The 25,742-nt window shown below is 61.5% G+C and carries 24 protein-coding genes and 1 pseudogene; 10 read left to right on the top strand and 15 right to left on the bottom strand.

The features are described 5' to 3' along the window. Position 1: 1 nt before the first annotated feature. The 11 genes and pseudogenes from HB778_RS30830 to HB778_RS30780 all read right to left on the bottom strand — a co-directional run bounded on the left by HB778_RS30830 (position 2) and on the right by HB778_RS30780 (position 12,345). Positions 2-853: an ABC transporter permease gene (locus HB778_RS30830; protein WP_210308051.1), complete on the bottom strand. Its 852-nt coding sequence runs from the start codon at positions 851-853 to the stop codon at positions 2-4. Then, positions 850-1,218 carry an ABC transporter permease subunit gene (locus tag HB778_RS30825; RefSeq protein WP_244661678.1) on the bottom strand — a complete coding sequence of 123 codons (369 nt, stop codon included), beginning with the start codon at positions 1,216-1,218 and terminating at the stop codon, positions 850-852. Before HB778_RS30825 ends, HB778_RS30830 begins: the two co-directional genes overlap by 4 nt. Before the next feature lie 86 nt (positions 1,219-1,304). Further along, complete coding sequence (locus HB778_RS30820; RefSeq protein ID WP_183459394.1) at positions 1,305-1,838, bottom strand: ABC transporter permease; 534 nt, start codon at positions 1,836-1,838, stop codon at positions 1,305-1,307. Between the two features lie 22 nt (positions 1,839-1,860). Continuing rightward, positions 1,861-3,208, bottom strand: a pseudogene (locus HB778_RS41795) (ABC transporter substrate-binding protein). Positions 3,209-3,460: 252 nt separating this feature from the next. Continuing rightward, the gene (locus tag HB778_RS30810) at positions 3,461-4,909 is read right to left on the bottom strand and encodes an amidase (protein WP_183459390.1); all 1,449 of its coding nucleotides are present in this window, start codon (positions 4,907-4,909) and stop codon (positions 3,461-3,463) included. Positions 4,910-4,955: 46 nt separating this feature from the next. Beyond that, entirely contained in the window at positions 4,956-5,906 is a 951-nt protein-coding gene (locus HB778_RS30805) for a MurR/RpiR family transcriptional regulator (RefSeq protein ID WP_183459388.1), read from the bottom strand. Positions 5,907-6,260: 354 nt separating this feature from the next. After that, complete coding sequence (locus HB778_RS30800; RefSeq protein ID WP_183459386.1) at positions 6,261-6,425, bottom strand: hypothetical protein; 165 nt, start codon at positions 6,423-6,425, stop codon at positions 6,261-6,263. A 302-nt stretch (positions 6,426-6,727) separates the two neighbouring features. Then, positions 6,728-7,660: a DUF2493 domain-containing protein gene (locus tag HB778_RS30795; RefSeq protein WP_183465275.1), complete on the bottom strand. Its 933-nt coding sequence runs from the start codon at positions 7,658-7,660 to the stop codon at positions 6,728-6,730. A 337-nt stretch (positions 7,661-7,997) separates the two neighbouring features. Continuing rightward, complete coding sequence (locus HB778_RS30790; protein ID WP_183459385.1) at positions 7,998-9,038, bottom strand: DUF7146 domain-containing protein; 1,041 nt, start codon at positions 9,036-9,038, stop codon at positions 7,998-8,000. 70 nt (positions 9,039-9,108) lie between these two features. Then, positions 9,109-11,229: a ParB/RepB/Spo0J family partition protein gene (locus HB778_RS30785; RefSeq protein WP_183459383.1), complete on the bottom strand. Its 2,121-nt coding sequence runs from the start codon at positions 11,227-11,229 to the stop codon at positions 9,109-9,111. Positions 11,230-11,370: 141 nt separating this feature from the next. Continuing rightward, the gene (locus HB778_RS30780) at positions 11,371-12,345 is read right to left on the bottom strand and encodes an ArdC family protein (protein ID WP_183459381.1); all 975 of its coding nucleotides are present in this window, start codon (positions 12,343-12,345) and stop codon (positions 11,371-11,373) included. Positions 12,346-13,075: 730 nt separating this feature from the next. On the opposite strand from HB778_RS30780, the gene HB778_RS30775 reads away from it, so the two are divergent. The 5 genes from HB778_RS30775 to HB778_RS30755 all read left to right on the top strand — a co-directional run bounded on the left by HB778_RS30775 (position 13,076) and on the right by HB778_RS30755 (position 17,689). After that, on the top strand, positions 13,076-13,783 hold the full coding sequence (locus tag HB778_RS30775) for a hypothetical protein (RefSeq protein ID WP_183459379.1): 708 nt from the start codon (positions 13,076-13,078) through the stop codon (positions 13,781-13,783). Between the two features lie 372 nt (positions 13,784-14,155). Next, complete coding sequence (locus tag HB778_RS30770) at positions 14,156-15,334, top strand: porin (protein ID WP_183459377.1); 1,179 nt, start codon at positions 14,156-14,158, stop codon at positions 15,332-15,334. A 17-nt stretch (positions 15,335-15,351) separates the two neighbouring features. Further along, complete coding sequence (locus tag HB778_RS30765; protein WP_183459375.1) at positions 15,352-15,684, top strand: hypothetical protein; 333 nt, start codon at positions 15,352-15,354, stop codon at positions 15,682-15,684. Positions 15,685-16,215: 531 nt separating this feature from the next. Next, positions 16,216-16,485, top strand: coding sequence for a hypothetical protein (locus tag HB778_RS30760; protein ID WP_183459373.1), 270 nt, complete (start codon positions 16,216-16,218; stop codon positions 16,483-16,485). A gap of 754 nt (positions 16,486-17,239) precedes the next feature. Then, entirely contained in the window at positions 17,240-17,689 is a 450-nt protein-coding gene (locus tag HB778_RS30755) for an NAD(P)/FAD-dependent oxidoreductase (RefSeq protein ID WP_244661677.1), read from the top strand. 115 nt (positions 17,690-17,804) lie between these two features. Here HB778_RS30755 and HB778_RS30750 read toward each other — a convergent pair whose 3' ends face one another. Then, a complete protein-coding gene (locus HB778_RS30750) occupies positions 17,805-18,866 on the bottom strand; it encodes a site-specific integrase (RefSeq protein ID WP_183459371.1) in 1,062 nt (353 codons plus the stop codon). 115 nt (positions 18,867-18,981) lie between these two features. On the opposite strand from HB778_RS30750, the gene dusA reads away from it, so the two are divergent. Then, complete coding sequence (gene dusA / locus HB778_RS30745; protein ID WP_183459369.1) at positions 18,982-19,980, top strand: tRNA dihydrouridine(20/20a) synthase DusA; 999 nt, start codon at positions 18,982-18,984, stop codon at positions 19,978-19,980. A 2-nt stretch (positions 19,981-19,982) separates the two neighbouring features. On the opposite strand, the gene HB778_RS30740 is transcribed toward dusA, so the two are convergent. Both HB778_RS30740 and HB778_RS30735 read right to left on the bottom strand, forming a co-directional pair. Next, positions 19,983-20,690, bottom strand: a complete 708-nt coding sequence (locus HB778_RS30740) for a TIGR02281 family clan AA aspartic protease (RefSeq protein WP_183459367.1) — start codon at positions 20,688-20,690, stop codon at positions 19,983-19,985. Positions 20,691-20,699: 9 nt separating this feature from the next. Next, the gene (locus HB778_RS30735) at positions 20,700-20,930 is read right to left on the bottom strand and encodes a DUF1289 domain-containing protein (RefSeq protein WP_010909481.1); all 231 of its coding nucleotides are present in this window, start codon (positions 20,928-20,930) and stop codon (positions 20,700-20,702) included. A gap of 196 nt (positions 20,931-21,126) precedes the next feature. Between HB778_RS30735 and HB778_RS30730 the strand changes: the two genes are divergently transcribed. Further along, positions 21,127-22,125 carry a nicotinate-nucleotide--dimethylbenzimidazole phosphoribosyltransferase gene (locus HB778_RS30730; protein WP_183459365.1) on the top strand — a complete coding sequence of 333 codons (999 nt, stop codon included), beginning with the start codon at positions 21,127-21,129 and terminating at the stop codon, positions 22,123-22,125. Positions 22,126-22,156: 31 nt separating this feature from the next. Here the strand turns inward: HB778_RS30730 and HB778_RS30725 are convergent, their stop codons facing one another. Further along, the gene (locus HB778_RS30725) at positions 22,157-23,677 is read right to left on the bottom strand and encodes a sensor histidine kinase (protein ID WP_183459363.1); all 1,521 of its coding nucleotides are present in this window, start codon (positions 23,675-23,677) and stop codon (positions 22,157-22,159) included. A 76-nt stretch (positions 23,678-23,753) separates the two neighbouring features. Here HB778_RS30725 and HB778_RS30720 point away from each other — a divergent pair, with 76 nt between their 5' ends. The 3 genes from HB778_RS30720 to HB778_RS30710 are packed head-to-tail and all read left to right on the top strand — an operon-like array spanning position 23,754 to position 25,636. Further along, on the top strand, positions 23,754-24,377 hold the full coding sequence (locus HB778_RS30720; RefSeq protein WP_183459361.1) for a thermonuclease family protein: 624 nt from the start codon (positions 23,754-23,756) through the stop codon (positions 24,375-24,377). Positions 24,378-24,410: 33 nt separating this feature from the next. Beyond that, on the top strand, positions 24,411-25,022 hold the full coding sequence (locus HB778_RS30715; RefSeq protein ID WP_183459359.1) for a glutathione S-transferase: 612 nt from the start codon (positions 24,411-24,413) through the stop codon (positions 25,020-25,022). Next, positions 24,962-25,636 (top strand): uracil-DNA glycosylase family protein, encoded by a 675-nt coding sequence (locus HB778_RS30710; protein ID WP_183459357.1) that lies wholly within the window; start codon positions 24,962-24,964, stop codon positions 25,634-25,636. The genes HB778_RS30715 and HB778_RS30710 overlap by 61 nt, the downstream gene beginning before the upstream one ends. Positions 25,637-25,742 lie beyond the last annotated feature (106 nt).

Here is a 25,742-nt window from a genome sequence, read left to right as displayed (position 1 = left end):
CTCAGGATTCCGTGTTCAAGAGGCGGGCGAGACCATCAGCGGTCAACGAGAGGCCCAGCGCCAGAAGGCAGATGGCGACGCCTGGAAAGATCGCAATCCACCAGGCGGTGGTCAGGTAGGTCTGCCCGTCGGCGATCATGGCGCCCCATTCCGGTGTCGGGGGTTGTACGCCGAGGCCGAGAAAGCCCAGCGACGATCCAAGCACGATGGCCAGCACCGCATCGGTCATGACGAAGACAATTGATGGAACGATGGCATTTGGCAGGATGTGGAACAGCATGATGCGCGAATGGCCAAAACCCATACCGCGCGCCGCCAGCACGAAATCGGCGCCGCGCAGCACCATCGCCTGGCTCCGCACCAGTCGTGCATAGCTGACCCAGTTCACCAAGGTGAGCGAGATGAAGTAGCTCTTGAGGCCTGGCCCCAGCACGGCAACGATGGCGATGACCAGGACGAAATAGGGAAATGATACGGTGACTTCGAGGATGCGCATCAGCACCGCATCGATCCTGCCGCCCAGATAGCCGGCGATAAGGCCGATGATAGTCCCCAGGACGATCGGCCCGACCACGCCGAAGAAGGCCATGGCGAGATCACAGCGCGCGGCAAACAGCGTCCGAACCAGCACATCGCGGCCGATGGCGTCGGTGCCAAACCAATGCTCGGCGCCGGGTGGTTTCAGAGCCTGCATCACATCGACCTTGATCGGGTCGAAACTGGTCAGCACCGGCGCCAGCGTGGCCAGGATGATCCAGGCCAGCGTGACGGCACCGCCAATGATCAGGGTTGCCGGCAGGGTCCGAATTCGCGCCATGGCCAAGGGGCGGCTGCCTTGCATCAGATCGCTCATAATGTCACCCGTGGATCGAGAATGGCGGTCAAGATGTCGACTGCAAAATTCGATATGACGACACCGACGGCCAGCAACAGGGACACTGCCTGGACAACGAACTGGTCATGCGTGAGAACGCCGCGGATGAGCAGATTGCCGAGCCCTGGAATGTTGAAGACATTCTCGACAACGACAGTGCCGCCGATCAAGAAGGCGACGACGACGCCCAGCAGATTGACGGTCGGCAGCAGGGAATTCCAGAACACGTGCCGGGAAAAGATGTAGCTCTCCGGCAGGCCCCTGGAGCGGCAAGCGACCGCATAGTCCTTGTCCATTTGCTGGATGAAGGTCGCGCGCAGATTGCGGGCGAGGATCGGCGTCACCCCGATGCCGATCGTCAGGGCCGGCAGGAACAGATGCCACAGATTGTTGGCGAAGCTTGGCCCGTATCCGGATACCGGGAAGATCTTCAGTCGCAGGCAGAAGCCATGATCAGCAGCAGGCCGACGAAGTAGGATGGCACGCCAACACCCGCAACGCAGACGAGACGGATGAGATGATCGATCCATCGCCCGCGCTGCCGGGCAGCGGTGACCGCGAGCGCGAATGTCAACAGCAGCGAGATAACGAGGCCATAAAGGATCAGGAAAATCGTTGGCGCGATCCGTGCGACGATGACACCGCTGACCGGGCCACGAAAGGCAATCGACTGACCGAAATCGCCACGCAGGCAATTCAGCACGTAGTAGAAATACTGCACGGGGACGGGTTGATCGAGACCGTAGCGCGCCCGCACGAATTCAATCGCCTCCTGGCTGGCCTTCGGGCCAAGCATGAGGCGAACCGGGTCGCCGGGCGTCATTTGCAGCAGCAGGAAGGTGATCACACTGATGCCCAGCAACACGGGGATCAATTGAATCGGCCGTCTGAGGATGAAGGAGAATCGATTCATGGTCGGGATCCTGGTCTCAAATTGATGCGAGGCATGGACGAACTGCTTCATCCCGCCCCGCATCCAGTGCCGATCAATCCAGGCTGGTTCCGCCGATGGACGAGAACTGCAGGCCGACGTTCAGGATCAGTCCCTTGACGCTCGGAGCGTAGGCGTTGAGCCACGTCGGGTGATAGAGCGCCACCTGCGCCACTTCATCGACCACGGTCTTCTGGATCTGGGCATAAAGTTCGGCCCGTTTGGCATTGTCCGCCTCGCCCGAAGCTTCATCGATCAGCTTGTTGACAGCCTCGTTGTTGTAGCGGGTGTAATAGGATTTGTTGTCGCCAGCACCCCAGACGCACCAGCGCAAGGCGTTGTCCGGGTCTCGCGTCTCGTTGTACCACCAGTTCATTTCCGCCTGATATTCGCCGTCGGCGAGACGGGTCCAGGCCTGGGTTGAATCGATCTTGGCAATGTTGACGGTAATGCCGACTTCCGCCAGCTGCGCCTGGATCAGCACAGCGGCCTTTTCCTCGTCCGCACTGCCGGCATTCTGGATGAGCTCGAAACTGGCTCCGGTCTTGCCGGACGCGGCTAGCAGCGCCTTCGCCTTTTCGACGTCCCGGGCAATGACCGGCAGCGATTTGTCGAAGAAATCGAGCGCCGGGCTCATGATGGAACTGGCCGGTGTGCCGAGGCCCAGCGTGACTGCGGCGTTGATAGCGGCGCGGTCGATGCCATAGCTGACAGCCTGGCGGAATTGGAGGTCGTTGAAGGGTTCGGCCGAATGGTTGATCAGCATGTCATAGGTGGAGCTCGAAGCTTCAGGATCGGCCCGGAAGCCGGCGGCCTTCAATTCGGCCATGCGCGGGGCGGGCACTCCGAGGCAGACATCGAGTTCGCCCGCCTGCAACATCGAGACCCTGGTGTTGTCGTCGGGGACGTAGCGGAATTCGACGCCGTCGATCTTCGGCTCGCCCTCGCGATAGTAGTGCTTGTTGCGGGCAAGGACCACGCGGTCGCCCGGCTTCAACTCGACGAATTTGAATGGCCCTGATGTGACGGGTGCCTTGGCGAAAGCGTCGTCTCCCATTTTCTCGACCACCGCCTTCGGCACGATGCCGGTATTCCAGATTTCGGTCAGGGTCAGGAAAGGCGTGAATTTGCGATCGAGCGTCATCACCACCGTCTTGGCATCTTTTGCCTCGATCTTGGTCAGCGGCTGGAAGGGGGGCCGCATAGGCGGAGTCCTTCTGGAAGCGCATGCGGTTCCAACTGAACGCCACGTCCTCGGCCGTAATCGGCGACCCATCGGAAAACTTGGCCTCGCGCAAGTGGAACGTATAGGTTTTGCCGTCATCCCCGATGTCCCAGCTCGCGGCCAGGCCCGGGCCGACTTCGGTGCGATCGGGATTGGCGTGCAGCAGGCGTGCGTACATCATGCCTTGGATGAGGATATCGGGTCCATAAGTGGTCTTGATCGGGTCTAGGGTGAGAACCTCGGCTCCGTAGGCCATACGCAGGACCTTGCTGCCGTCGGCATTGGCTCGAAGCAATGTCGCCGGCAATGTCGCGATGCTGAAGCCGGCAAGTGCCGCGCTCTTGAGGAATACTCTTCGGTCCATGACAGACTCCCATTTGCGTTGATGATGTTCCCGGGCAATCCATGCTTGTTGGTTCAAGCAGTCTGGTTAGTTCAAGCAGTCTTGGGTGATGTGGGCGGATGGTTTGCGGTGGTGCCAGGCGTATTCGGCCTCGAGCACCGCCCCTAGCCGCAGCAGCAGGTCGTCACGTCCGAATGCGGCGACAAACTGCACTCCGATCGGCAGGCCGTTTTGTGTCCAGCCGAGCGGCAGGGATATTGCCGGCGATCCGGTGCCGTTGAAGAGCGCGCTGAAAGTCTCTTTCGGCGCCATGTCCGCAAACACCGTATCGATGCTGCGGCCAGGACGATCGGGGTTGTAGGTTCCGAGCAATTCCGGTGAAATCGCGCAAGTGGGCGTCACCAGCACGTCATGGACGGCAAGGAATTCACCAACCACCCGGGTGATCTTGTCATAAACAGCAATCGCGGCGATCAAGCTCGCTGCGTTTAGCGTGTGGCCATGGCGGTAGACCGCAAGTGTTGTCTGCTGCAGGCCACTCTCTTCGACCGGCCGTCGCAGCAGGCCCGCCAACGCGTCGAGCGATTGCGCCGTGGAGGCTGCCCAGATCACTTTCTGAGCCGCGAGATAGCGCTCATAGTCGAACGCGGGACCGGCCTCGACCACCTTGTGGCCCATCTGCTCCAGTCTCTTGCCCACGTCGAGGACCGTCGCCTTAACTTCGGCGTCGAGCGGATAGCCTGACCAGGACGTCGTGCAAAGGGCGATGCGTAAAGCCTTGGGCGGCGTCTCGATCGCCTGGGCATAGCTGGTGGCGGGATGGACGATCTCATAGGCGTCGCCGGCAACCGCGCCGGATCCCTGATCAAGCAACACCGCCGTGTCCCGGATCGAGCGTGCCAGCATGAACGATATAGAGAGACCCAGCATTGGCGCATTCGAGTCCGGCGCGCCGCTGATCCGGCCGCGGGACGGCTTCAGGCCGACGACACCGCAAAAGGAAGCGGGGGTGCGAATGGAGCCGCCGCCATCGCCGCCTTGCGCGAAAGGAACGATTCCGGCGGCAACGGCGGCGGCAGATCCGCCGCTCGATCCCGAAACACCCCTGCTGGTATCCCAGGGGTTGCGCGTCGCGCCATAGAGCGAGGATTCCGTTGCCGCGGCGATGCCGAATTCCGAGGTGGTGGTGCGCCCGATATTGGCAAGGCCACCGGATCGCAGTTTCACCCAGAAGGCATCATCCTCTTCCGGGATGAAACCCTTGGTGAAAACGCTGCCGAACTCGGCCGGCCGGCCGGCTTCTATGGGGAAATCCTTGGTCAATGTCGGCATGCCGTAGAAAGGCGCTGGTCCGGGAGCCTCGCCAAGCGCTTCGATCGCATCGGCATAGGTTTCGATAACGGCATTGATCCGCGGATTGACCGCGGCGATCCCCGAAAGGATGCAGTTTCCCAGCTCGCGCGGCGTGATTTCCCGCTTGCGCAGGAGCTCGGCCAGACCAAGCCCGTCATGGGCGGCGTATTCCGTCAGCTTCATACCCGTGCCCTGACCGTCCAAGAATTCTGCAAAGGGTGATCGATCGTCATTCTTCGCCTTCTTCCTCTTTGATGTGCCGCGCTATGCGCCGTGGCGGTTTGTGAAAGGTCCGCAGGATCCCGGCGATATCCTCCAGCTCATTCATCCGCGTCTCAGCCGATTTGCCGAGTTTCTCGGCCACGGAATGCGTGAGTAGGTTCAGTACCGAACTTATCGCGGACGTCGAATCCCAGTACAGATCGACGCGTGTCGACACTTCGAGCGCTAGCTTTGTGTACTCAGATGCCCAGCGACTGTATTTGTCGGTGACGATAATCAATGGAATCTTGCGGCGCTTGATCTGAGTGCACAGTCGAAAGGTCATTGCGGCGTATTCCGCGGTGTCGATCAGCAGGACGCAAGAATTCTCGCCGCCATCGGTGAGGATTTCCGAGAACGTGCCGCCCAACCCTTCGGCAAAGCGAACACCGCTGCGCACCCAGCGCAGACGCGTCGCGAAATCGAGCCCCAATCCCTTCACTGCCTGGAAGCTCACGCAGTTCACGCGCTCGCAGGTGCTGAGCAGATTGACGATTTCGGACCACGTCTCGCCCTGGGCAAGGCCATAGGCCGCGGCTAAGGCCTCTTGCTCCATCTCCAGGCTGCGGGCCAACCGCTCCTGCTTCTCTCCGCCGATACGAAAACGCAGCTCGGCGCTATCCAGGCCTGAGCCAGCGACTTTCGGCGCGGAGCGCAGGCCACGTTTCATTTCCTTGAGGTCTGCGTAGCCGAGACGCCGCACGAAACGGGTGACGCTTGCCTCGCTCACAGCAGCGCCAGCGGCAATGGTGGCGCCGGTTTCAAAGGGAATGTCGCGGATGTTGGCGAGAAGGTATCGCGCGATTGCCTGCTCTGTCCGGGCGAAATCCAGCCAGCCCTCACGCAACCTGGCTTCCAGCGCGCTGGCCACTTCGGTCTCATCAGACACAGCCTTATTGCCAGGCGCCTTCGTCTTCATCAACCGCAACGTCCCATGAGAGGCCTATCTTCGGAGCAGACCGGAAAATGCCGCCCAAGGAAGCGCACTTCATTCCAGCTACGGACACGACGCTAGCATGCGAAAACACGTTGTGAAAGATAAATTTGATAATCTGAAATTCCGGTATTTTTATTTCACTACCTGCTAAGATGATGAGGTTGCCTCAAGGTCGGATCACGACGCTGAGCCGACAGCGAGCCGAGACTGGCCTGCCACAAGCTCGCCTGCAGCGTTCACATTGACGACGTCAGTTTTCGAAAGGCGGCAGAGGCGGGCGCCATGACGAAGATGCGGCGCAAGGCAGTCAGTCTTGGGTTCGAGGGATCAATATCCCTAAGGGTCGAACGGATCGATTTCAGCGATCACATCCGCGTCGCCGTCGAATTCGGTGGCTGGCACGACGGAGAGCGTTCCGTCGCCGGCCCTGAAGATGACAATGACCGCCATTAGAGTTGTGGCGAGGCTGAAGGCGAAAGCGTAGGCATCGTTGGAAGACATCTTACCGGCTCCTGTCTTGGAGGCGGGGACCATCCCCGCGCGACAGGCGCCCGATGTGTCAGGTTGAGGGCTGCAATCACCGGAGGCAAAGCCGACCGGCGGCATGCAGGCGTAGCCGACCCTTCAAGGGTTGATGGCGTCAGGCCCTCGGCCAGACCAAGGATCAGCGCAATGAGAGCGGGGATTGGATTTCGCTTCAACAGGATGCCAGCGAGACTCCAATGGTTTCGCTTAGTCAGAATCGAGCCGAGCGGGTGCCGCTCGCGTCGGAGGCCAGGGATATTGGAATCGACCAACGGCGCTTATGCGCTGCCTCTTCGGGAGCGAAAGTCAAAGACCGGGATACCGAGCTGCTTAGCCTTGTCGGCTAGATTGTCCTGGATACCGGTGCCAGGGAAGACAATAGCCCCGATCGGCAGGACCTCCAGAATCGCGTCGTTGCGCTTGAAAGGTGCCGCCTTGGCGTGTTTCGTCCAATCCGGTGCGAAACCGATCTGCGGCACCTTGCGGTGATCTGCCCAGCACGAAGCGATCTTCTCGGCCCCTTTTGGCGACTTGCCGTGCATGAGCACCATATCCGGATGCTTTGCGCGAACCTGGTCGAGCGTCGCCCAGATTAGCCGATGATCGTTGAAGTCGAGCCCTCCGGTGACGACGATCTTCGGTCCCGGCGGCAACAGCACCTCTTGAGCCGCGCGCTTCCTGGCGGCCACGAAATCGCGGCTGTCGATCATCGCCGAGGTCATGGCTTTGTGGTTGACCATCGAGCCGCTGCGCGGGCGCCACGCTGATCCGGTGTGGCGCTCGTAGAGCTCGGCGGCCTGGTCTCGCATCTGTTCGAAAGCGTTTCGATGCTCGATCAGCGTCTGCCCCTCGGCTGTCAGGCGCTCCAGGTCGACGGATTTCACCTCGCTGCCGTCCTGCTCCCGCTGGCTTCTGCGCTGCGCCTGCTCGTTGTCATCCAGCTCGCGCTCGATCCGATCGGCCGCGCGGTGGAAGACATTGACGGTCGACCACAGGAGACCAGGCAGGTCGGGCTCGAGGCGGGTGTCCTCCAAAGTGACGATCAGGGCGTCAAAGATGTCGGCGATGGCGCTGGCCATCCTGTTGCCGTCGGGAAGGGGCCGGGGATCCGGTTCATCCGCGAAGGGCCGGTAGCCATAGAGCTGCAATTCGGTGAGCACGTAATCGGTGGGGGAGGCCGCGTGCCGCGGCTCGTCGTCCTGCTCGCTCATGGATGCTCCGTCGGTTTGACCGCGACCCTCGCGGCCTTCATGGCGACGAAGGCGGCAAGCGGGTCGGACCTGCACCCGCAGCGAAGCGGAGGGCCGGAGCATAGGCGGAGGAGGGTGAAGGCCGGCTATTTTGCCTCGCGATGGAAAGGCCCGCCGGCGTCCCGTGTGACGGGTCGCTTGGGGGAGGGCCGCCGGAAAATAGCCGGCCGCAGCCATTGCAGGTCCGACCCGCTTGCCGGCCGATCGCCCTCTTGAAGGCCAGGTGTGCGGGCCTCTCCGAACTCACTGCATCCAAGAGGAGCGAAGAGAACCGGACGCAGCTCGCCTCCATTCCGGCCTATGTTGCGAACGCTGCAAATCGGCCTGCGTCTTGCGGGGCAAGCTGGCCACGGACATTTGCTCGCAAAGGCTCGATGCCCAGCCGGCGCAGATCGTCGTTGAAGTCCCCGAACACCGGCGAGAGGACCAAGGTCTCGATCCCGGCAATTTGCGCCCGTTCAATCAGCCTGTCGCGTGCGCCATCGCCAGCCGGATCGTCGTCGCGCACGATGTAGAGCCGTTTCAGCGTGGCGGGAAACAGGATTGCGGCGAGATGGGCAGCCGAAAGCGCTGCGGCCATTGGCATGCCGGGCAAGACGCATTGGAGGGACAGGACCGTCTCGATGCCTTCGCCGGCTGCAATGATATCGCTTGGCCACCCGAAGCGGACCGCGTGCCCAAGGAGGTCGCCCATAGCGCGACGTGGTGTTTCGACCGGCGCCTTGTCGATGCCGGAGGGGTCGAGCCAGGTGCGGTGCAAGCCGGTCAGACGGCCATCGAGATCGGTGACGGCGGCTATCATGGCCGGCCAGGTCTCAGCCGGCGATTGCTCGTCAGGGCGATAGTAGCAGCGCGGGTGGAACCGCAGGCTTCCAGTGCCGTGAAAAGTCGTAATTCCGCGCTTGCGCAGATACGTCTCGACAGCGCTGCCCGATATCGGTCGCGACATTGCGAACAATCGACGTGCTGCTTCCGTCGAGCCCAAGGGAGCGGGTGTCGATTTGGGCCAGTGACCCGTTCGCTCCGGTTCCGGTTGGGGCAAGTTGAGGAAGCTGCGCGCCTCGTCGACGACGTCCCTGAAGTCGATCAGGCCACAGCTCTCACGAATAACATCGAGAAGATCGCCATGCCCGCCCGTCGCGGCATCAGTCCATTTGCCCGCGGCCCCCTTGGCTGAGAGACCGCCTTTCAGTCGCACGAACATTGAGCGTCCCGGCGTATTGCGAACGTCGCCTACAAGCCAGTAGCAGCCTTCGCGACGGCCATTGGAGAGATAGTGCCGGCAAACGGTCTCGGCCTGAGCGGCCAGCCGTCGCGCAAGTTCGGCAATTGGTTCCATAGCGCACTCCCAGACGAAAAAAGGGCCTGCCGTTGCCGGCAGGCCCCCGGGTGGAGGTGTTGGGGGTCTGTTATTCCGCCGCGATCGAGGGAGGAGCGATCTCGGCTGTGTCATCTTCGGCCAGCGGCTCGGTTTTCGCCATGGCCGTTTCGCCGTCATTTTCCGCCGTTTCTTCGAATGCGCGATCGGTGGAGAGGGCGACCCCAGGGACCGGAGCATCGGCGTCCGCCACTGCAAGTTGGGACGTGCGCAGGGGCTCCGGCAACCAGCCCGTGCCAGCGAGCAACTCTTGTGCCTGCTCGGCCATATCGCCCTTCTTGAAATGCTCGATCCTGTCGCCGGCGCGCGTGCCCTTTGCCTCGCGAACCGCAGCCAGGATCCGCGCCTTGGTCACTCGCCCTAGATAGGTGTCGACGGTTGGCTTCCAGCCGGCCACCACCATATCGAGATCGACGGCCAGAGCGAGTTGGTCCGCATGCGCGAGCGCACGCGGCCGGCGATTATAGGCTTCGTAGATGGCGTTGACGGACAGCGAGACACAGTGGGCAAACAAAGCATGCCGGCTGTCGCCGTCGAACGCCTGCAGCGCCTCCCACAGTTCGTCAGGCTCTTTCGGAAGCGCCGCCACCCAGCTCTGATGCCGGCCATTGACCGCGGCGGCCAGGCCGCTGTCGTTCAGGCCCGGCGCCTGAGCGCCGAAGCCAACGCTTTTCAGCTCGAGCTCGAGGCAGGTATCCGAGCCGTAGCGATAGAAGGCGCGCAGCGTGAGGGCGTGAAGCGCCGCGAGGAAGGCGACATCGGGCTGCTCGCCGAGCGCATGACGCAGAGCCAGCGTGCGATGGGCGGTCAGCTCGGTCATCAAGCGGTCGGGGATCGGCTTCAAGCCGTCGTCTTCCTCGGATTCCATCGGGGTCTCGATATCCGCGCTCAGACCATCGGCCTCATACTCAGTCCGCGCCGGCATAGTACCGGCACTGTCCCCGGTCTCGACATCGACTGCCGCTTCGATCGGAACTTCGTCGTCGGGCCGAACATATCCACGCTCAACCCGCAGGTTGCCTGATCGATCGATGCTGATGAACGCGCCGGCGCGGCCGATCTCCTCGGGATCGAAAACCAGCGGCCGATCGTCGAGCGCGGTGATCGCGGCCTCGATCTCGCCGAGCCGTTCGTCGACCTCGCCCGGCAGGTCCTCGGCCTCGGCATAAGTTTCCTGCAAGCCGTTCAACTCGGTTTGAAGGGCGTCGCGGGTGGCTTGTTGCTCGTCGGTGAGGGCCGGCTGCTCGCCACGGAGCTGGCGCAGTCCGTAGGTGTGACCGTAGGGAAAATCGGGCGCGACCTCGATCCACTTCCAACCTTCGGCCGAGATTTCGTCCGACTGCTCCCGCAGCCTTTCGGCCACCAGCATATCGAGGAGGCCAACATCCTGCAGCCAGCCGCCATCGTCACCCTGGAACAGGTCGTGCATGACGATCCCACCGGCTTCGGTATAGGCATCCAGGCCGACGAATTGCGCACGCTTGTCGGCGGGACGGACGGCGCCTTCGGTCAGCATCCGACGAATGGTGTGCGGCTGCTCGTCGTAGCTCTGAGCAAGGCGCTCGAACACGAGTTCTTGCCGGGCATGGTCGGCGTTGACCGTGAAAGCCATCAGCTGGTCGAGGGTCAGGCCGTCCTCGGCATAGATGTCGAGGAGCTTGGGCGAGACCGACGCCAGGCGCAGCCTCTGCCTCACGACCGATACCGAGACAAACTGATTGGCGGCGATTTCCTCCTCCGACAGGCCCTTTTCGCGGAAGGTGAGGAAGGCTCGAAATTGATCCAGGGGGTGCAATGGAGCGCGCTGAATATTTTCGGCCAGCGAGTCCTCTTCAGCGAAGCCGCCTTCGCGCACGACGCAGGGAACCGGTGCGTTCTTGGCGAGACGCTTCTGCTTTACCAGCAGCTCGAGCGCCCGATAGCGACGACCGCCGGCAGGGATTTCGAACATGCCAGTCTCAACGCCGTCGGCGTCGCGCACCGGCCGGACGGTGATGCTCTGCAGCAGCGTCCGTCGCGCGATGTCCTCCGCCAACTCCTCGATCGAGACGCCGGCCTTGATCCGCCGGACGTTCGCCTGGGAAATGACGAGCTGGTTGAAGGGAATGTCGCGCGACGACGACAGGGTGATCTTTTTGAACGCAGTAGCCATGGGGATTTACTCCGCGACGGGCGGCCAGGAGCCTCTCTCTTGGCCTCCAACCCGTCACGAAATTCCGTCCCTCCTGTCACTCTCGGTCTGCGCGCTGTGCCTCGCCATCCGGGCGCGGCGCGACGAACCGCGTAGGCGACCTCATGCGACCGCCCTGGCATTGACGGGCATCGGGCCACCGCTTTCGCTTTTGTCCGACGCGCCATGGTCCGGCACGGAGCCGAGCAGATAGTCCGCGGCCTTGCTCGCCTGGGACGCTGCACGAACAATGGCGCGGCTGTCCTCGCGCAGCACTTCCAGCCAGGAGGCGATATAGTCGGCATGCCGCACGGTTGGCCTGATGCCAAGCGATGCGCAACAGAAGGCGGCATTCATCTCGGCGATCAACTCTTCGAAGGCGTATTTTCTGGTGCCGAAGGAGGCCGACAGATCGCGGTCGAGACGCGATCGATGGCCAGTGGCGTGGCCGAGTTCGTGAAGCGCGGTTCGGTGCCAATTGATCGGTTCGCTGTAGGCCTGCGGCGGCGGAACCACGACATAGTCATGGGCTGGATCGTAGAAGGCCTGATTGCCTCCGATCCTGAAGTCGATACCCGTCGCCTTGATCAGTGCCTCGACCCTGGGCTCGATCATGCCAGGCGGTGCAGGTGGCGCGAGAAGAGTGATGTCGTCCGGCAAGCCATCGCATTGCGCCGCGTTGAACACGGTGAAGCGTTTCAGGAAGGGAATCGGTCGAGCTTCATCGCCGGTTTCCCGCGCGCGCCTTTTCTCGTCGTTCGGCACAAATCGGTCGGCGTAGACGACAGTCGTGCCTTGTTCGCCCTTGCGAACGCTGCCCCCGAGCGCTTGCGCCTGCCGGAAGGTGAGCCAGCTCTGGCCAGGGAAACCATGCTCGATGACCGAGCCCCAGAGCAACAGGACGTTGATCCCGGAATATTGCCTGCCAGTGGCGGCATTTCTCGGCATAGCCAGCGGCGCCTTCGCAGCTGAAGTGCCCCAGGGTTGGACCCAAGGCACATGACCAGCCTCGAGTTCAGCGATGATCTTGTTGGTAATATCGTCGTAAAGGCTGGACCTGCTCGACCCGGCGCTTGAGCCTGCGGTTCTTCTGGACATCGCGGTTCTCCGCGACGGGCGCCGGAAGCCACTCTCCCGACCCTCAACCCGTCACGGAAGATCGTCCGCACCTCTCACTCTGCTTTCGGAGACCTTTCCGGAGCGAGCCGTTAAACGCGCTGAAGCGGCCGTTTCAGTTCAGACCAGACACGGATCGCTTCCCTCGTCCGCGTAAGCGGGCCAGACAAAAAGGGGCGTACAAAGCGAAGGCAATGAAATGTCCGCCAGGCCGGACGTAAGTCAGTTCGTTGCCGGAGCCGGTTCGTGACCCCGAGACCGGTTCAACAGGGCGGCCTTAGGAGCGCCAGCATAGCGCCGCCGAAGGCGGGACGCGGGACAGACCGCCCCCGGCGAGGGGTGCCTTATGAAAGCCCATTTCGAAAGATGCTCGGCATTCGCACTTCTCCCTTTTTGGGAGTGTCGCGAATGCTGCGATGCATCCCTAATGGCATCAGGAGACTTCGGTGGCCGAGACATGGAAGCCGGTTTGCACCCACCAAAATCGCCGCCGAAGTGCCGTTGAACGCCAGGCGCACGTTCAATCAAGGCCACTGGGCCGTAAGTGAGTGAGAACTGAGTTTGCAGACCGTTGCCTCCAAGACCCGCTATTGGGGCGTGTGTATGCCATTTGCCACATGTGAGCGAAAAGCAGGCGCCTTAGGTAAGGCTGCGGATAGTCACCGCCGGGCTTCGGTGAAAATCCTGCCATGTCGCGACGGGGGAGCCTCAGATGAACAAGTCCTTTAGTTTTGGAGATGAACCTCAGCACCGCGACCTTTCAAGCTTGGTTGCAGAAGAAGTGCAGCGCGTTCTGACTCTATGCGATCAAGTTATAAAGGAACGCGGGTCAACCTCATCGATCGCAGGCGCAGGCAATGTCGCTCCTGCCGGGCAGCCTTCCACACCTTGCCGACAAGGTGTCCATGAAGAATTGACCGCCCTGGCCATCGAATTTATCCGCAAGCTCGCAGATGGAGCAGCGCGAAGTTTCGATGCCAACGCCCCTGATGCGGCTCCGCCCACCGCGCGAACCGACAGTGCGCATGAGTTTGCAGTCCTAAGAGCACGAGATCAGCAATGCGATAGCATGCGAATTGCTGACTGGGCGGGCCAGGTGGCAGGATCAACATATCTGGAAGAGCACTTCGGCATACCGCGATCGACACTGAATTGGTGGCAACGGCACAACGACGTAGTCGGATTGCGAAAAGGCTCTCGCAAGCATGTGTTCCCCTTGGCTCAGTTCATCGATGGCAGACCTGTTCCGGGAATACGACAAGTGCTCTCCTTGTTTTCCAGTTCCAGACTGGCGTGGCTTTGGCTGGTCTCGCCTTTACCTCGGCCTGACGGCCGAATTCCCATAGAAATGCTAAGACAAGATCTCGCTGCTGAAGTCATCTTGGCCGCGCAAAATTTTCTCCACATGAAGCCGAGCTGATCAAGCCATTTTCAAATTAGTCTCGCTGACAATTCATCAAAAACCATGGTAAGCCGGAGAGATCGCATGTCAAATTGCGATACTATCCATGTTAATTTCCACCTACATCAATAATTCCGAGCTGAACATTCTGAGCTGTATTGTGCAAGTTGCTTAGTTTGTGCAGATAAAATGTAAAAATTGATGGTATAATTGCCACAATTGTTTCGCAATATTGCCGTATAACTTGGAAATCAGCTTGCCAAAATCGATGTCGTGAATAGCATTACACCGTGATCAAGTTGCACCGCGCAGCTTTATCGAGGGATGGGTGGGGAAACTCTGGTTCAGCCAGAAGCTCTGCCCCTTATTTAATCTTTGTGTGGAGAAAAAATGAACATCAAGAGCCTTCTTCTCGGCTCAGCTGCGGCCCTGATCGCAGTTTCCGGTGCTCGCGCCGCCGACGCTGTGACCGTCGCCGAGCCGGAACCGGCCGAATACGTCAAGATTTGCGACGTCTACGGCGCTGGCTACTTCTATATCCCGGGCACCGAGACCTGCCTGCGCATCGGCGGCTATGTCCGCTACGACATCGGCGGCGGCGACGTCGGCTCGATCGATGGCGCACGGTCTGGCGACCACAAGGACAGTGGCGAGAACGACACTTGGCACAAGAATGCCCGCCTCTCGCTGCAGACCTGGACCGGCCAGGAAACCGAGCTGGGCACCTTGAAGACCTACACCGAGACCCGCTTCAACTTCGGCAACAACCAGTCGGGTGCCGACTCCGTCACCAATCCGGATGGTAGCGTCACCTTTCTCCCGAACGGCGCCCACAACAAGGACGTTTCGCTGAACTTCGCCTGGATCCAGCTCGGTGGTCTGCGCGTCGGTAAGGACGAATCGGCCTTCGATACGTTCATCGGCTACGCCGGCAGCGTCATCAACGATACGCTCGTTCCCTACGGTGATTTCGACACCAACGTCGTGCAGTACTACTTCGACGCGGGCAACGGCTTCTCGGCCGTGGTCTCTCTCGAAGAAGGCTCGGGCTTCGACACGATCGACAGCTACGTTCCGCACGTCGTCGGCGGTCTGAAGTGGACGCAGGGCTGGGGCGCGATCAGCGGCGTCATCGCTTACGACAGCAACTACGAGGAAGTGGCCGGCAAGGTTCGCTTGGATGTGAACGTTTCCAACGAAGTGTCGCTGTTCGTCATGGGCGGCTACGGCACCGACGACAACCTCACGGACAACAGCTACGCAACCCCGGCCAACGGTCGCGGCTTCTACAAGCAGTGGGGCGGCAAGTGGGCAGTCTGGGGCGGCGGTACCTACAAGTTCAACGAGAAGACCTCGTTCAACGCGCAGGTTTCTGCTGACGACTGGAAAAACGTCGCCGTTGCAGCCAACGTCGCCTACGACATCGTCCCCGGCTTCACGATCACAGCCGAAGTCGACTACCTCCATGCAGGCCGGTTTGGCGACGCAAACTACGTCAACCCCTCGTTTACGGGTGCCGACAAGAAGAACAGCGTCGGCGGTCTCCTGCGCTTCCAGCGCTCGTTCTAACGATCGAACGTTGGATCATGGCGCGCGCGATATCGGAACGCGCGCGCTATGACCGCCCATTTGCAGCACCGGCGAAGCGGAATACATTCGATCTCGCCGATGGTCAGCCCATCGCCGAACGGCGCTTGAGGCAATACAATCTCGGCGGCCGGATCACCGCCGATACGATGGACTCGTTCTCGGATGAATTTCCCAAGGCAGACATCATCACGATGGGAACGAATCTCGAGAACAAGAAGATGCTGATCGCCAAGGCCTACTGCGTGTTGCCGCCCCGCGGCGCACTGGTAGCCATCGAAGCGACCGTTTCAGTTCAGACCAGAGATGGATCGCTTCCCTTGTCCGCGTAAGCGGACCAGACGAAAGAGGGCGTACAAAGCGCAGGCAATGAAATGTCCGCCAAGGCGGACGTAAGTCAGTTCGTTGCCGGAGCCGGTTCGTGACCCCGAGACCGGTTCAACAGGGCGGCCTTAGGAGCGTCAGCATAGCGCCGCCGAAGGCGGGACGCGGGACAGACCGCCCCCGGCGAGGGGTGCAATATGAAAACCCATTTCGAAAGCTGATTGCTATTGGCAATTCTCCCTTTTTGGGAGTGTCGCGAATACTCCATTGCAATTTAGATCGCACGACCAGAAGCCGCTGGGTCGTGGGAAACAAAGCCGATCTGCCATCTGAGGGGATCGCAGCGGTATCACGATCGGTCGCGGTGGGTGAATGCAGGGCGCGATACCTTCGCGACAAATTTGAGATGTACGGACGGGGTCTATTCGATGCGGAAATGTCGCGATGTCTTTGCATCTCGTCGATCGGACGCGGTGCCGCAAGTGGATCGACGAGCACCACTATTTGGTTGGGTTGTGGCGTCACTCTCTGGGGTGGTCATGGGGTTCCTTTTCGGGGGCAAGATCTGGCTCGCTGCCGAGGTCTTCATCGGCATCGGTACAGGCCTGCTCTTGGGCTGGTGGGCCCGAGGCATGGCTGAAACCTCTTCGGAGTCTTTAGTCGATGATTCGGTCAGCGACTGGGATCTTGAGCCGCCGTTAAACGCGAGTTCGAGGCAATCTGTTCGGCTGTTTCGCAACGAGCCGAACGGATTGCCGCCGTGGTTTCTCGATCTGCAAGATTTGCACAAAGGCGACCGGACAGACTGAAAATGAACCAGCCTTATCGGGCCTCGGAACCAAGCAACTCCGTAGTTGCTCGTGCCCGTCTAGAGTTGCGCATCCACATCCTCCCGCCCAATGGATGCGCCGTGCTGCGATCGGGTCTCACCCCGATCGCAGCATTCTTAGCGCCGCGCCGACCGCTGGCGCCGAACCCGCATCGGTGTGGGCCTCACTGTTGCGATTGAGATATCCCAATCGGCGAGGAGGGCGATGCGAGAGTTGGCAGAACTGGACGTTTCTGCGGTGTCTGGGGGCGGTGCTTTGATTGCCGTTCATGGGCTTTCGAAAGGGCAGGTGGCGGGCAGCCGCTCACAAGGCGACAGGGGGATCGGGGGTAGCGGTTCGTCTCGCAGATCGTCTACGGCCTGTGCCACACGGTAGCGGGGCGAGCCTATTGGCCGCCCGGATAGGCGCAGCGGGGCTTGGCGCGAATTGTTCGGGCACCTATGGGGGCAGTTTCGCAGCCGCTGCCGGTCGTATCTCGGGTGGCATGCCAAGCGTCAGCGCTCCACCTAATCGAGGTTTCTATGGGAAAGATATATGCTGCGATAATTCTCTTTATGTTACTGACAATCTACGATATTTTGGCAAAAGAGTTCATGATTCCATTCGATCGTGTAATTTTCTATGCGTTGGTTGCTTTTCTGTCTTACTGTTTGTTTGGATTGTTTTGACTGGTAGGGTTATCGCTTCACTCACGGTTCTCGCGGCTAGGTCCGGCTGCTGACACAGGTCGACGGTGGGCGGCCAGAACATGCCACGTCATTGGCAAGCAGACGAAATCACGCCTTTCGAAATCAATCGAATTCTCGATCCAAAGCCTTCGAAGGGCATCGTCGCAGCTGGACTTGAGCATCTCGCGCAAGCTTTCCCCGCCTTCAAAGGCGTAAAGCTAACGCATGAATGGGCTGGATTGATGGACGTCACACCGGACGCCGTTCCGATCATAGGAGCTGTGCCGTTGGTGGAGGGTCTCTTCCTCTCTACGGGTTACTCCGGTCACGGTTTTGGCCTGGGACCTGGCGCCGGGGCGCTGATGGCGGACCTGATCACTGGCGCGAAACCACTCGTTGATCCGTCGCTCTTTCGCGCAGAACGCTTTCGGCGTTTAGCGCCTGATACGGCTGGGCGCCGCCAGGCAGCGCAAGGCATGTCGACCGGGCCAGCCGAGTGCCGCTGCTGTCGATAACAGCCACTCGCCAATCGAGGACGGAGAGGCGTTCATCCTTTGCTCGAACCTGGTCCGGCCCAACTTTCGATTCCGGACGATGCATACTCAATTTGGGCTTCGAGATGTTCACTTCCTAAGCGGCGCGCGCTCGAGATAGAGCGTGGAGTGCCTCTGGTTTCAGATGGGTGTAGCGCTTCAACATTTTCCAGTCCTTGTGCCCAGTTACCAGCGCAACTTGTTCGATCGAGAATCCGGCCTCGAAAAGGCGGCTTGTCCCTTCGTGCCGCAAGTCATGAAAATGAAGGTCGTGGATACTGAGATCAGCGCAACCTCGACGGAAGGCTGTGCCAACTGACCTATGATTGAAAGGGAAAATTCGATCATCGTCATTGCTGCGCCTTGCCTGCTGCTCCTCGACAATGGCCCAGGCGTCGTATCCAGTTGCCGCAAACAGCGGGATGCGCTGATTGTTACCATTCTTGTTGCGTGGGTCTTTCCGGTCGCGGATGAGAAGCATCCGCGTGCGGTTTTCCAGGTCGGACCAACGCGCCTTGCAGATTTCCTCCTGTCGCATCGCTGTCGCGACGGCGAAACGTATAATCCGGCCAACCGGCGCTATCTGAAGAGGGTTTGCATCGAAGTGAGCGATCAGCCTGTCGAGTTCATCTTGGGTAGGTCGCCTGTCGCGCTCGCACCCCTTGCCGACAAGGCCGAGGCGCTTAAGCGCGATACGCGCGAGATCGACGGGTTCCACCTTGACCGGCAGACCGTGGACGGCCGCAGCGTGGGACAGGATAAGTTTTACAAAGCCGATGTCGATACCGAGAGTCATCGGCCCGGCGCCTTGGGCGGCTCGCTCACGGCCAAAACGAACGAGCCGTTCACGATCGAGAGCCGCTATGCTGCATTTGCCCAGATGTCTTCGGAGCATATCGAGGGCCGCAGCCTTGGAGCGGCGAGGGGACTTGCCTACTTCGCACATGTCGTCGATATGAAGGTCGATGAGCTCGCCGAAGGTTTTTAGGCGGGCTATGCGGGACTTGGTCGGCGTCTCTCCGCGATCCACTTGGCGCTCGGTTTCGGTCGCCCAGCGGCGCGCGTCGTCTCTCCGCAGGAAGGTCTCGCTGACGTAGCGACCTTTGCGACGGACTTGCACGCGCCAGGAACCGGATGAGAGTTTTGTGTAGGTGGCCATTTTTTCGTGTGCGCTCCGTGTGCACTGAGAGATCGAAACGTGGCGAAAAGGGTCGTATTCTGGCGTAAATTCGTGTGCACTCGTCAGGTTCTAAGGGTTTGATGTTAAAGAAAAAATGCTGAAAAATCAAGACCATAGAGTGGCCATAGCGCCGATGATGGACTGGACGGACAGGCACTGCCGGTTCTTCCATCGCCAGCTGACGCGCCGTGCGCTGCTTTATACCGAGATGGTGGTGGCCGACGCCGTCATCCACGGTGCGCGCGAGAGGCTGCTCGGCTTCGATGCTCTGGAACATCCCGTCGCCTTGCAACTCGGAGGCTCCGATCCGGCAAAACTCGCCGAAGCGGCGCGCATTGGCGAAGCCTTCGGCTATGACGAGATCAACCTCAATGTCGGTTGCCCGTCCGACCGCGTCCAGTCGGGCACATTCGGCGCCTGCCTGATGAAGGTGCCCGGCCTCGTTGCCGACTGCGTCGCGGCGATGAAGGCGGTGGTGAAAATTCCTGTCACCGTCAAATGCCGGATCGGCGTCGATGAGCAGGATCCCGAGGCGGCGCTCGATGCGCTGGCGGACGGGGTTCTCAATGCCGGCGCAGACGCGCTTTGGGTGCATGCGCGCAAGGCCTGGCTGGAGGGGCTCAGTCCCAAGGAAAATCGTGACATCCCGCCACTCGACTACAACAGGGTCTATCGGCTGAAGGCCAAAAAACCGAACGAATTCATTGGTATCAATGGCGGAATTCAGTCGCTTGAAGAGGCGCGGGCGCATCTCGATCATGTCGATGGTGCCATGCTTGGCCGCGCCGCCTACCACACACCAGGCATTCTGGCTGGCGTCGACGCCGCCTTCTACGGTGCGAAACCCGAGGCCTTCGATTTCGCTGCGCTGATCGATGCGATGGCCGGCTATGCGGCGCGTCACATCGAACAGGGTGGGCGGCTCGGCCATGTCACCCGCCATATGGTCGGACTGTTCCACGGATTGCCGGGTGCACGCCGCTACCGCCAGATCCTGTCGACCGACGCAAACCGGCCCGGTGCCGGGCCTGACGTGCTGAAGACGGCTTTCGCCGCGGTCGAATTCGGTAGAGGGACGGCCGAGGCGGCCTGAGCTCAGTCCCGCAGGATCATGCGGTCGCCGCGCACGTCGAAGCCCGAGAGCGAGCCGACGAAGTTCATGCCAAGCAGGCTTTGGCTCAGCATGCCGGGTGCCGCGACCATCACCGACATGTCCTTGCGCACGATGCCGCCGATCGCCACCGCGTCGGTCTTGACCGCCGCGGCGCGCGCCATGCCGTTGGCTGTCGAAACCGGTATCGTGTAGTTGAGCGCGGCCGGGTTGAAGCCGGCGGCTTGCGCGTCTTCCGACGTCAGCACCGTGCTGGTCGCGCCGGTATCGACAACGGCCCGCACAGGATTGCCATTGACCAGGATGCGCGCTTCGAAATGGCCATTGTCGGCTTTGTCGAGGGTTACGGTGGCGTGGCCGTCTTCAACGCCGAGAGCCAGCGGACTGCCGGGAACAAGCCCGGCGGTCACCCGGCTGGCGACGTCCTGCAGTTCGTAACGATATTGGTAACCGGCGACCAGTGCCAGCACGATTGCCACCCAGGCGCCAAGGTTGCGGGCCATCGCACCCAACGGGCGGCCTGACCGCAGCAGGCCGGCGCCGATCAGGGCGCCGAAGGCGCCAAGCCAGATCAGCCGGCCGAAATCGTAGTTCTCGACGCCGAGCGTGCTGCCGGCGGAATCGTTGAGCATGAGGAGGACCGCTCCCACGCCGATCACCGCCATCAAAATCCAGAACAGCCGGCTACTCATTTCGTGCCTCTAAAGTGCGTCGCGTTCACGCGCCATGCGGGTGCGGCGCGTTTCCCGGCGCGGCCGGCGCTCGACCGTTTCCAGCCGGGCCGGCAATTCGGCCATCACATTGCGGCGCGTTTCGGGCGTCATCCCCATCCAGGCGCCGATTTCCTCACGCGTGCGGCCGCAACCGAAGCAGAAGCCGGTTTTCATGTCGATCGAACAGACAAGGATGCAGGGGGATTCGATGGCCGTCATGACTTTCTCTTGAGGATTCCATTCGGAATCCCGAGTTCCATCTCCACATGGTGCAACGGCAAAGCCAATGCAAGCCCTCGCGATCGCGCCTTCCCAGGCCATCTTTGCGGCAATCAAGGCGGATGTTTGGGAGAGGTTGTGCCGATCACGCAACGCGGCTATGCCGCTCCCAACTCCAGGAATGATTGCTCACGACATGATCAGCGCTCTGCCTTTCGACGATTTCCGCAACCTGCTCGACAATCTGCCGGCAGCCGACCTCAAAGCTGAGGCACGGGTGCGCACACTGTTTGCCAAAGCCGACAAGCCAGCGCATTCGCTCGGCCGCATCGAGGACATCGCCGCGTGGCTTGCCGCCTGGAGCGGTCGGGCTCCGCCCGCCGTGACAAGACCGCTGATGGCGGTCTTTGCCGGCAACCATGGTGTTGTCAGGCATGGCATTTCGCCACGCCCGGTGGCGGCGACCGCCAACGCGGTCGAGCTTTGCGCGGCCGGCGGTGCGGCGATCAACCAGATCTGCATCGCCAACGACCTCGGATTAAAGGTATTCGATCTCGCCCTGCACATCCCGACCGGCGACATCACCGATGACGCCGCGCTCGACGAGCGCGGTTGCGCGGCCACCATGGCCTTCGGCATGGAAGCGATCGCCGGCGGCACCGATTTGCTTTGCCTCGGCGATCTCGGCGTCGGCAATTCCACCGTCGCCGCCGCCCTGTTTGCGGCGCTGTTCGGGGGCAGGGGTGCCGATTGGGTCGGGCCGGGATCCGGCGCCGATCCGGCGATGCAGGCCCGCAAGGCGGATGTGGTCGATGCGGCGCTGGCCTTTCACCACGGCCATCTCGACGACCCGTTGGAGGTGCTGCGCAGGGTCGGCGGCCGCGAGTTCGCGGCGATAGCCGGCGCTATCCTCGCCGCGCGGATGCAGAAGATTCCGGTGCTGCTCGACGGCTTTGCCGCAACGGCTGCCGCAGCGGTGCTTTATGCCGCGAACCCTTCAGCGCTAGACCATTGTCTTCTCGCCAGCCTGTCGCCGGAGCCTGCGCACGCCAAGGCCGCCGAGCTGCTTGGCTTCCGTCCGCTGCTTGACCTCCGCATAAGCCATGGCGAAGGGGCAGGGGCAGCACTTGGCGCAGGCCTGGTCAAGGCGGCGGCGATGACCAGTTCGGGCATGGCGGCGGCTGTGCGGGGCTAGGCACGAGGCACACAGGGCGCTGACGAAGGTGCTACCGCCGTCGCGCCGCCACCGCCGCGGTCGGCAGTGCCGGCAGCTCTTCCATCACCCGGCTCAGCGGGAAGATGGCAATCGCCTCCGTGCCTTCACGCAGCTTGGAATGAAGCTCGAACTCGCCACCATGCATGGCGAGCAGGCCTTGCACGATCGGCAGGCCGAGCCCGGTGCCCTGTTCGGCGCTCTTGATGGCGATCGAACCCTGGCCGAAGGCCGAGAGCACAATCGGGATCTCGTCCTCGGGAATGCCGGGGCCATTGTCCTTGATCGAGATGTACTGCCCGCCGCCTGCCGTCCAGCCGACGCGGACGCGGATCTCGCCGCCGGTGGCGGTGAATTTTATGGCGTTCGACAACAGGTTGAGCGTGATCTGGCGCACGGCGCGCTCGTCGGCGAACAGCCGCGGCAATGTCTGTTCGAAATCCTGGACGAGACGGATATCCTTGTTGCGCGCCTTCAACTCCATCATGTGGCAGCAATCCTCGACGATGTTGAGCAACATCACCGGCTCTTCGTTGAGCTGGTAGCGGCCGGCCTCGATGCGCGACAGGTCGAGGATCTCGTTGATCAGGTCGAGCAGATGCTGGCCGGAATCATGCACGTCATGGGCGTAGTCGCGATAGGTGGGATTGCTCATCGGCCCCAACACCTCGTTCGCCATCACCTCGGAAAAGCCGAGAATGGCGTTGAGCGGCGTGCGCAATTCATGGCTCATCGAAGCGAGGAACCGCGACTTCGCCAGATTGGCGTCCTCGGCCCGCCGCCGCGCCTCATCCGACATCGACTTCGCGGTCTCGACTTCGGCAATCAGCGCATCCGTTTCGGAGCGGAACGACAACAGCATCAGCGAGGAGCGGTTGAGGTGACGGGCGATATAGGCGAAGAAAGGCAACGACACGACGAGCAGTCCGGCCATGATCGCCTCGACCGGCATCCACAATTTGACTCCGGCATAGGCATAGAGCGCGACCGGAACGGCAAAAGTTGCCAGCAACGCCCCGCTCAGGGATGAGGCCATGACCGCGGTCCCAGCCATGGCAAACAGCAGCACCACCGCCTTGACCACCTGGAACTGGTCGACCTGGCAGACACCGCAGCCAAGCCAGACGAACCAGCCCCAGCCGAGGCCGCAAAGGAAATGGCCGACAAGGAATTCCCGTTGCGCTTGCAAAGGGTTGAGCTCGGACGCTTCCGTACGCTCAATGCGCCGCGCCATGAAGACGACGATCGTATAGCCAGTGAGCGTGAACAGCGCCCAGAGCCCGATCTCGTTGCCGACGCCGGCGAGCCGGCCGGCCGCGGCGATCGCCAGGACGAGCAGCGGGATGACCACGGCGCCGCTTGTCATGGCGCGCGCGTGGAGTTTCAGCAGTTCGCGGTCGAAATCGAGATTGCCGGCCTGCTGCGAAAGACGGTCGCGCGTCTTGCGCACCGCGCGCGCCACATCGCTGTTGCGATGGGGTTTCCTGCGGTCCACAATGAACTTGTCCGCTGTGTTCGAGCGTTGCAAGGGCATCAAAAGCTTCAATTTATGCGCGCAGCGATTTCAAGGTGTTAAGCTACGTTCGAATGATTAACCAACCGTTTGCCATATGAGCCGTTCCTGGTCGCCGAGATCGCGTCGGCGGTACGCGGCGCCAGGCCCGAGAAGCCTGTGGCGCAAAGTGCTGGACTACGGGCTGGCTGCTCTCATACTGGGGCTGCTGATCCTGTTGGCGGCGCGCCTCGATCGGGTGGAAACGCGCCAGACGCAAGGTGCTGCCATCATCAATGATGGCGATTCGATCACGCTCGGCACCGAGCGCATCCGCATGCGCGGCATCGACGCGCCGGAGTACACCCAGACCTGCCGCAGAAACGGCACTGACTATGCCTGTGGCACGCTTGCGCGCCAATCGCTGGTGCGCCTGATCGCCGGCAAGCCGGTCACCTGCAGCGGCTGGCAGCGGGACCGCTATGGCCGGCTGCTCGGCGACTGCAAGGCTGGCGGGATAGACCTCAACCGCGCCCAGGTCGAGGCGGGCTGGGCCGTTGCCTTTGGCGACTACGAAAGTGAGCAAGCGGCTGCCCGCGCGGCAAAAGCCGGTATCTGGGCAGGTACGTTCGACCAGCCGCAGGACTGGCGCGACAGCCATCACGGTGAGGTCGTGGAGCGAAAACACGGCACGCTGGCGTCGATCGGCGACGCCGTGCGGGAGATTTTTCGCTTCTGGTGAGGCGTATTGGTTTGGAAGGAAAGGGAGGATCGAATGAAACTCTTCGATGGAGGCCGGGCGCCCAACCCAAGGCGGGTTCGTGTTTTCCTTGCCGAGAAGGGGATCACGGTTCCGCTGGTGTCCGTCGACATGGGCGCTTTGGAGCACAAGGGCCAGACGGTGAGCTCGCGCAACCCTTTGCAGCGCCTGCCGGTGCTGGAGCTTGATGATGGCACCGTCATCACCGAATCCGTCGCCATCTGCCGCTATTTCGAGGAGTTGCATCCCGAGCCGGCCCTGTTCGGACGTGGCGCGCTCGGCAAGGCGCAGGTCGAGATGTGGCAGAGGCGGATGGAGTTCAATTTGCTGAGCTGCGTCGCGCAGGCCTTTCGCCATATCCATCCAGCGATGAAGGAATGGGAAATTCCGCAGATCCCCGAATGGGGCGAGGCCAATAAACCAAAGGCAATCGAATTCCTGAAAATCCTCGACGGCGAGTTGGCGAGCCGGGAATTCGCCGCCGGCGACAGCTATTCGATTGCCGATATCACCGGCCTGATCGCGATCGACTTCATGAAGCCGGCGCGCATCAGGGTGCCGGAAGAATGCACCAATGTGCTGCGTTGGCATCAGGCGATCTCCAGCCGGCCGAGTGCCGCCGCTTGAGCGTGGAACTGGACAGTTTTGCCGCAAAGGTCCGGGCCTGCCGCATCTGCGTCGAAAATCCCGTCGGCAAACCGCTGCCGCATGAGCCGCGACCGGTGCTGCGGCCTTCGTCCGGCGCCCGCATCCTGATCGCCAGCCAGGCGCCGGGAACCAAGGTGCACCTGTCGGGCATGCCGTTCACCGATGCCTCGGGCGACCGATTGCGCAGCTGGCTCGGCGTGACCAGCGACGAATTCTACGACATCGAGAAATTCGCTATCGTTCCGATGGGCTTCTGCTTTCCCGGCCAGGATGCCAAGGGCGGTGACCTGCCGCCAAGGCGCGAATGCGCGCCGGCCTGGCGCGTGCCCTTGATGGCGCTGATGCCGCGGATCGACCTGGTGCTGACGATCGGCATCTATGCGCAGTCCTGGCACATGGGCGCCGCGCGCCGTCCCTCGCTGACGGAAACGGTGATGGACTGGCGCGCCATCTGGGAGAATTCCGTCGGTGCGAAAGTGTTGCCGCTGCCGCATCCGTCCTGGCGCAACAGCGGCTGGTTGAAGCAGAATCCGTGGTTTGAAATGGATTTGCTGCCTTTCCTGCGTTCGGAAATCCGCTATCGCCTCGCTTAGGCATTCAGCAAGAAATCACTCGCTTTTGTAGCGATTGGCAGAATTTCTTTCTTGTGAAAGCCTGGAATAAGAGGGAGTATAGATAAACATTCCTCCAGGAGCCTCT

This window comes from Mesorhizobium huakuii (assembly GCF_014189455.1).
In the GTDB taxonomy this organism is placed as follows: Bacteria; Pseudomonadota; Alphaproteobacteria; order Rhizobiales; family Rhizobiaceae; genus Mesorhizobium; species Mesorhizobium huakuii_A.
The sequence above is the reverse complement of the archived record's forward strand: the minus strand, read 5'-3'. Positions and strand labels throughout refer to the sequence as shown.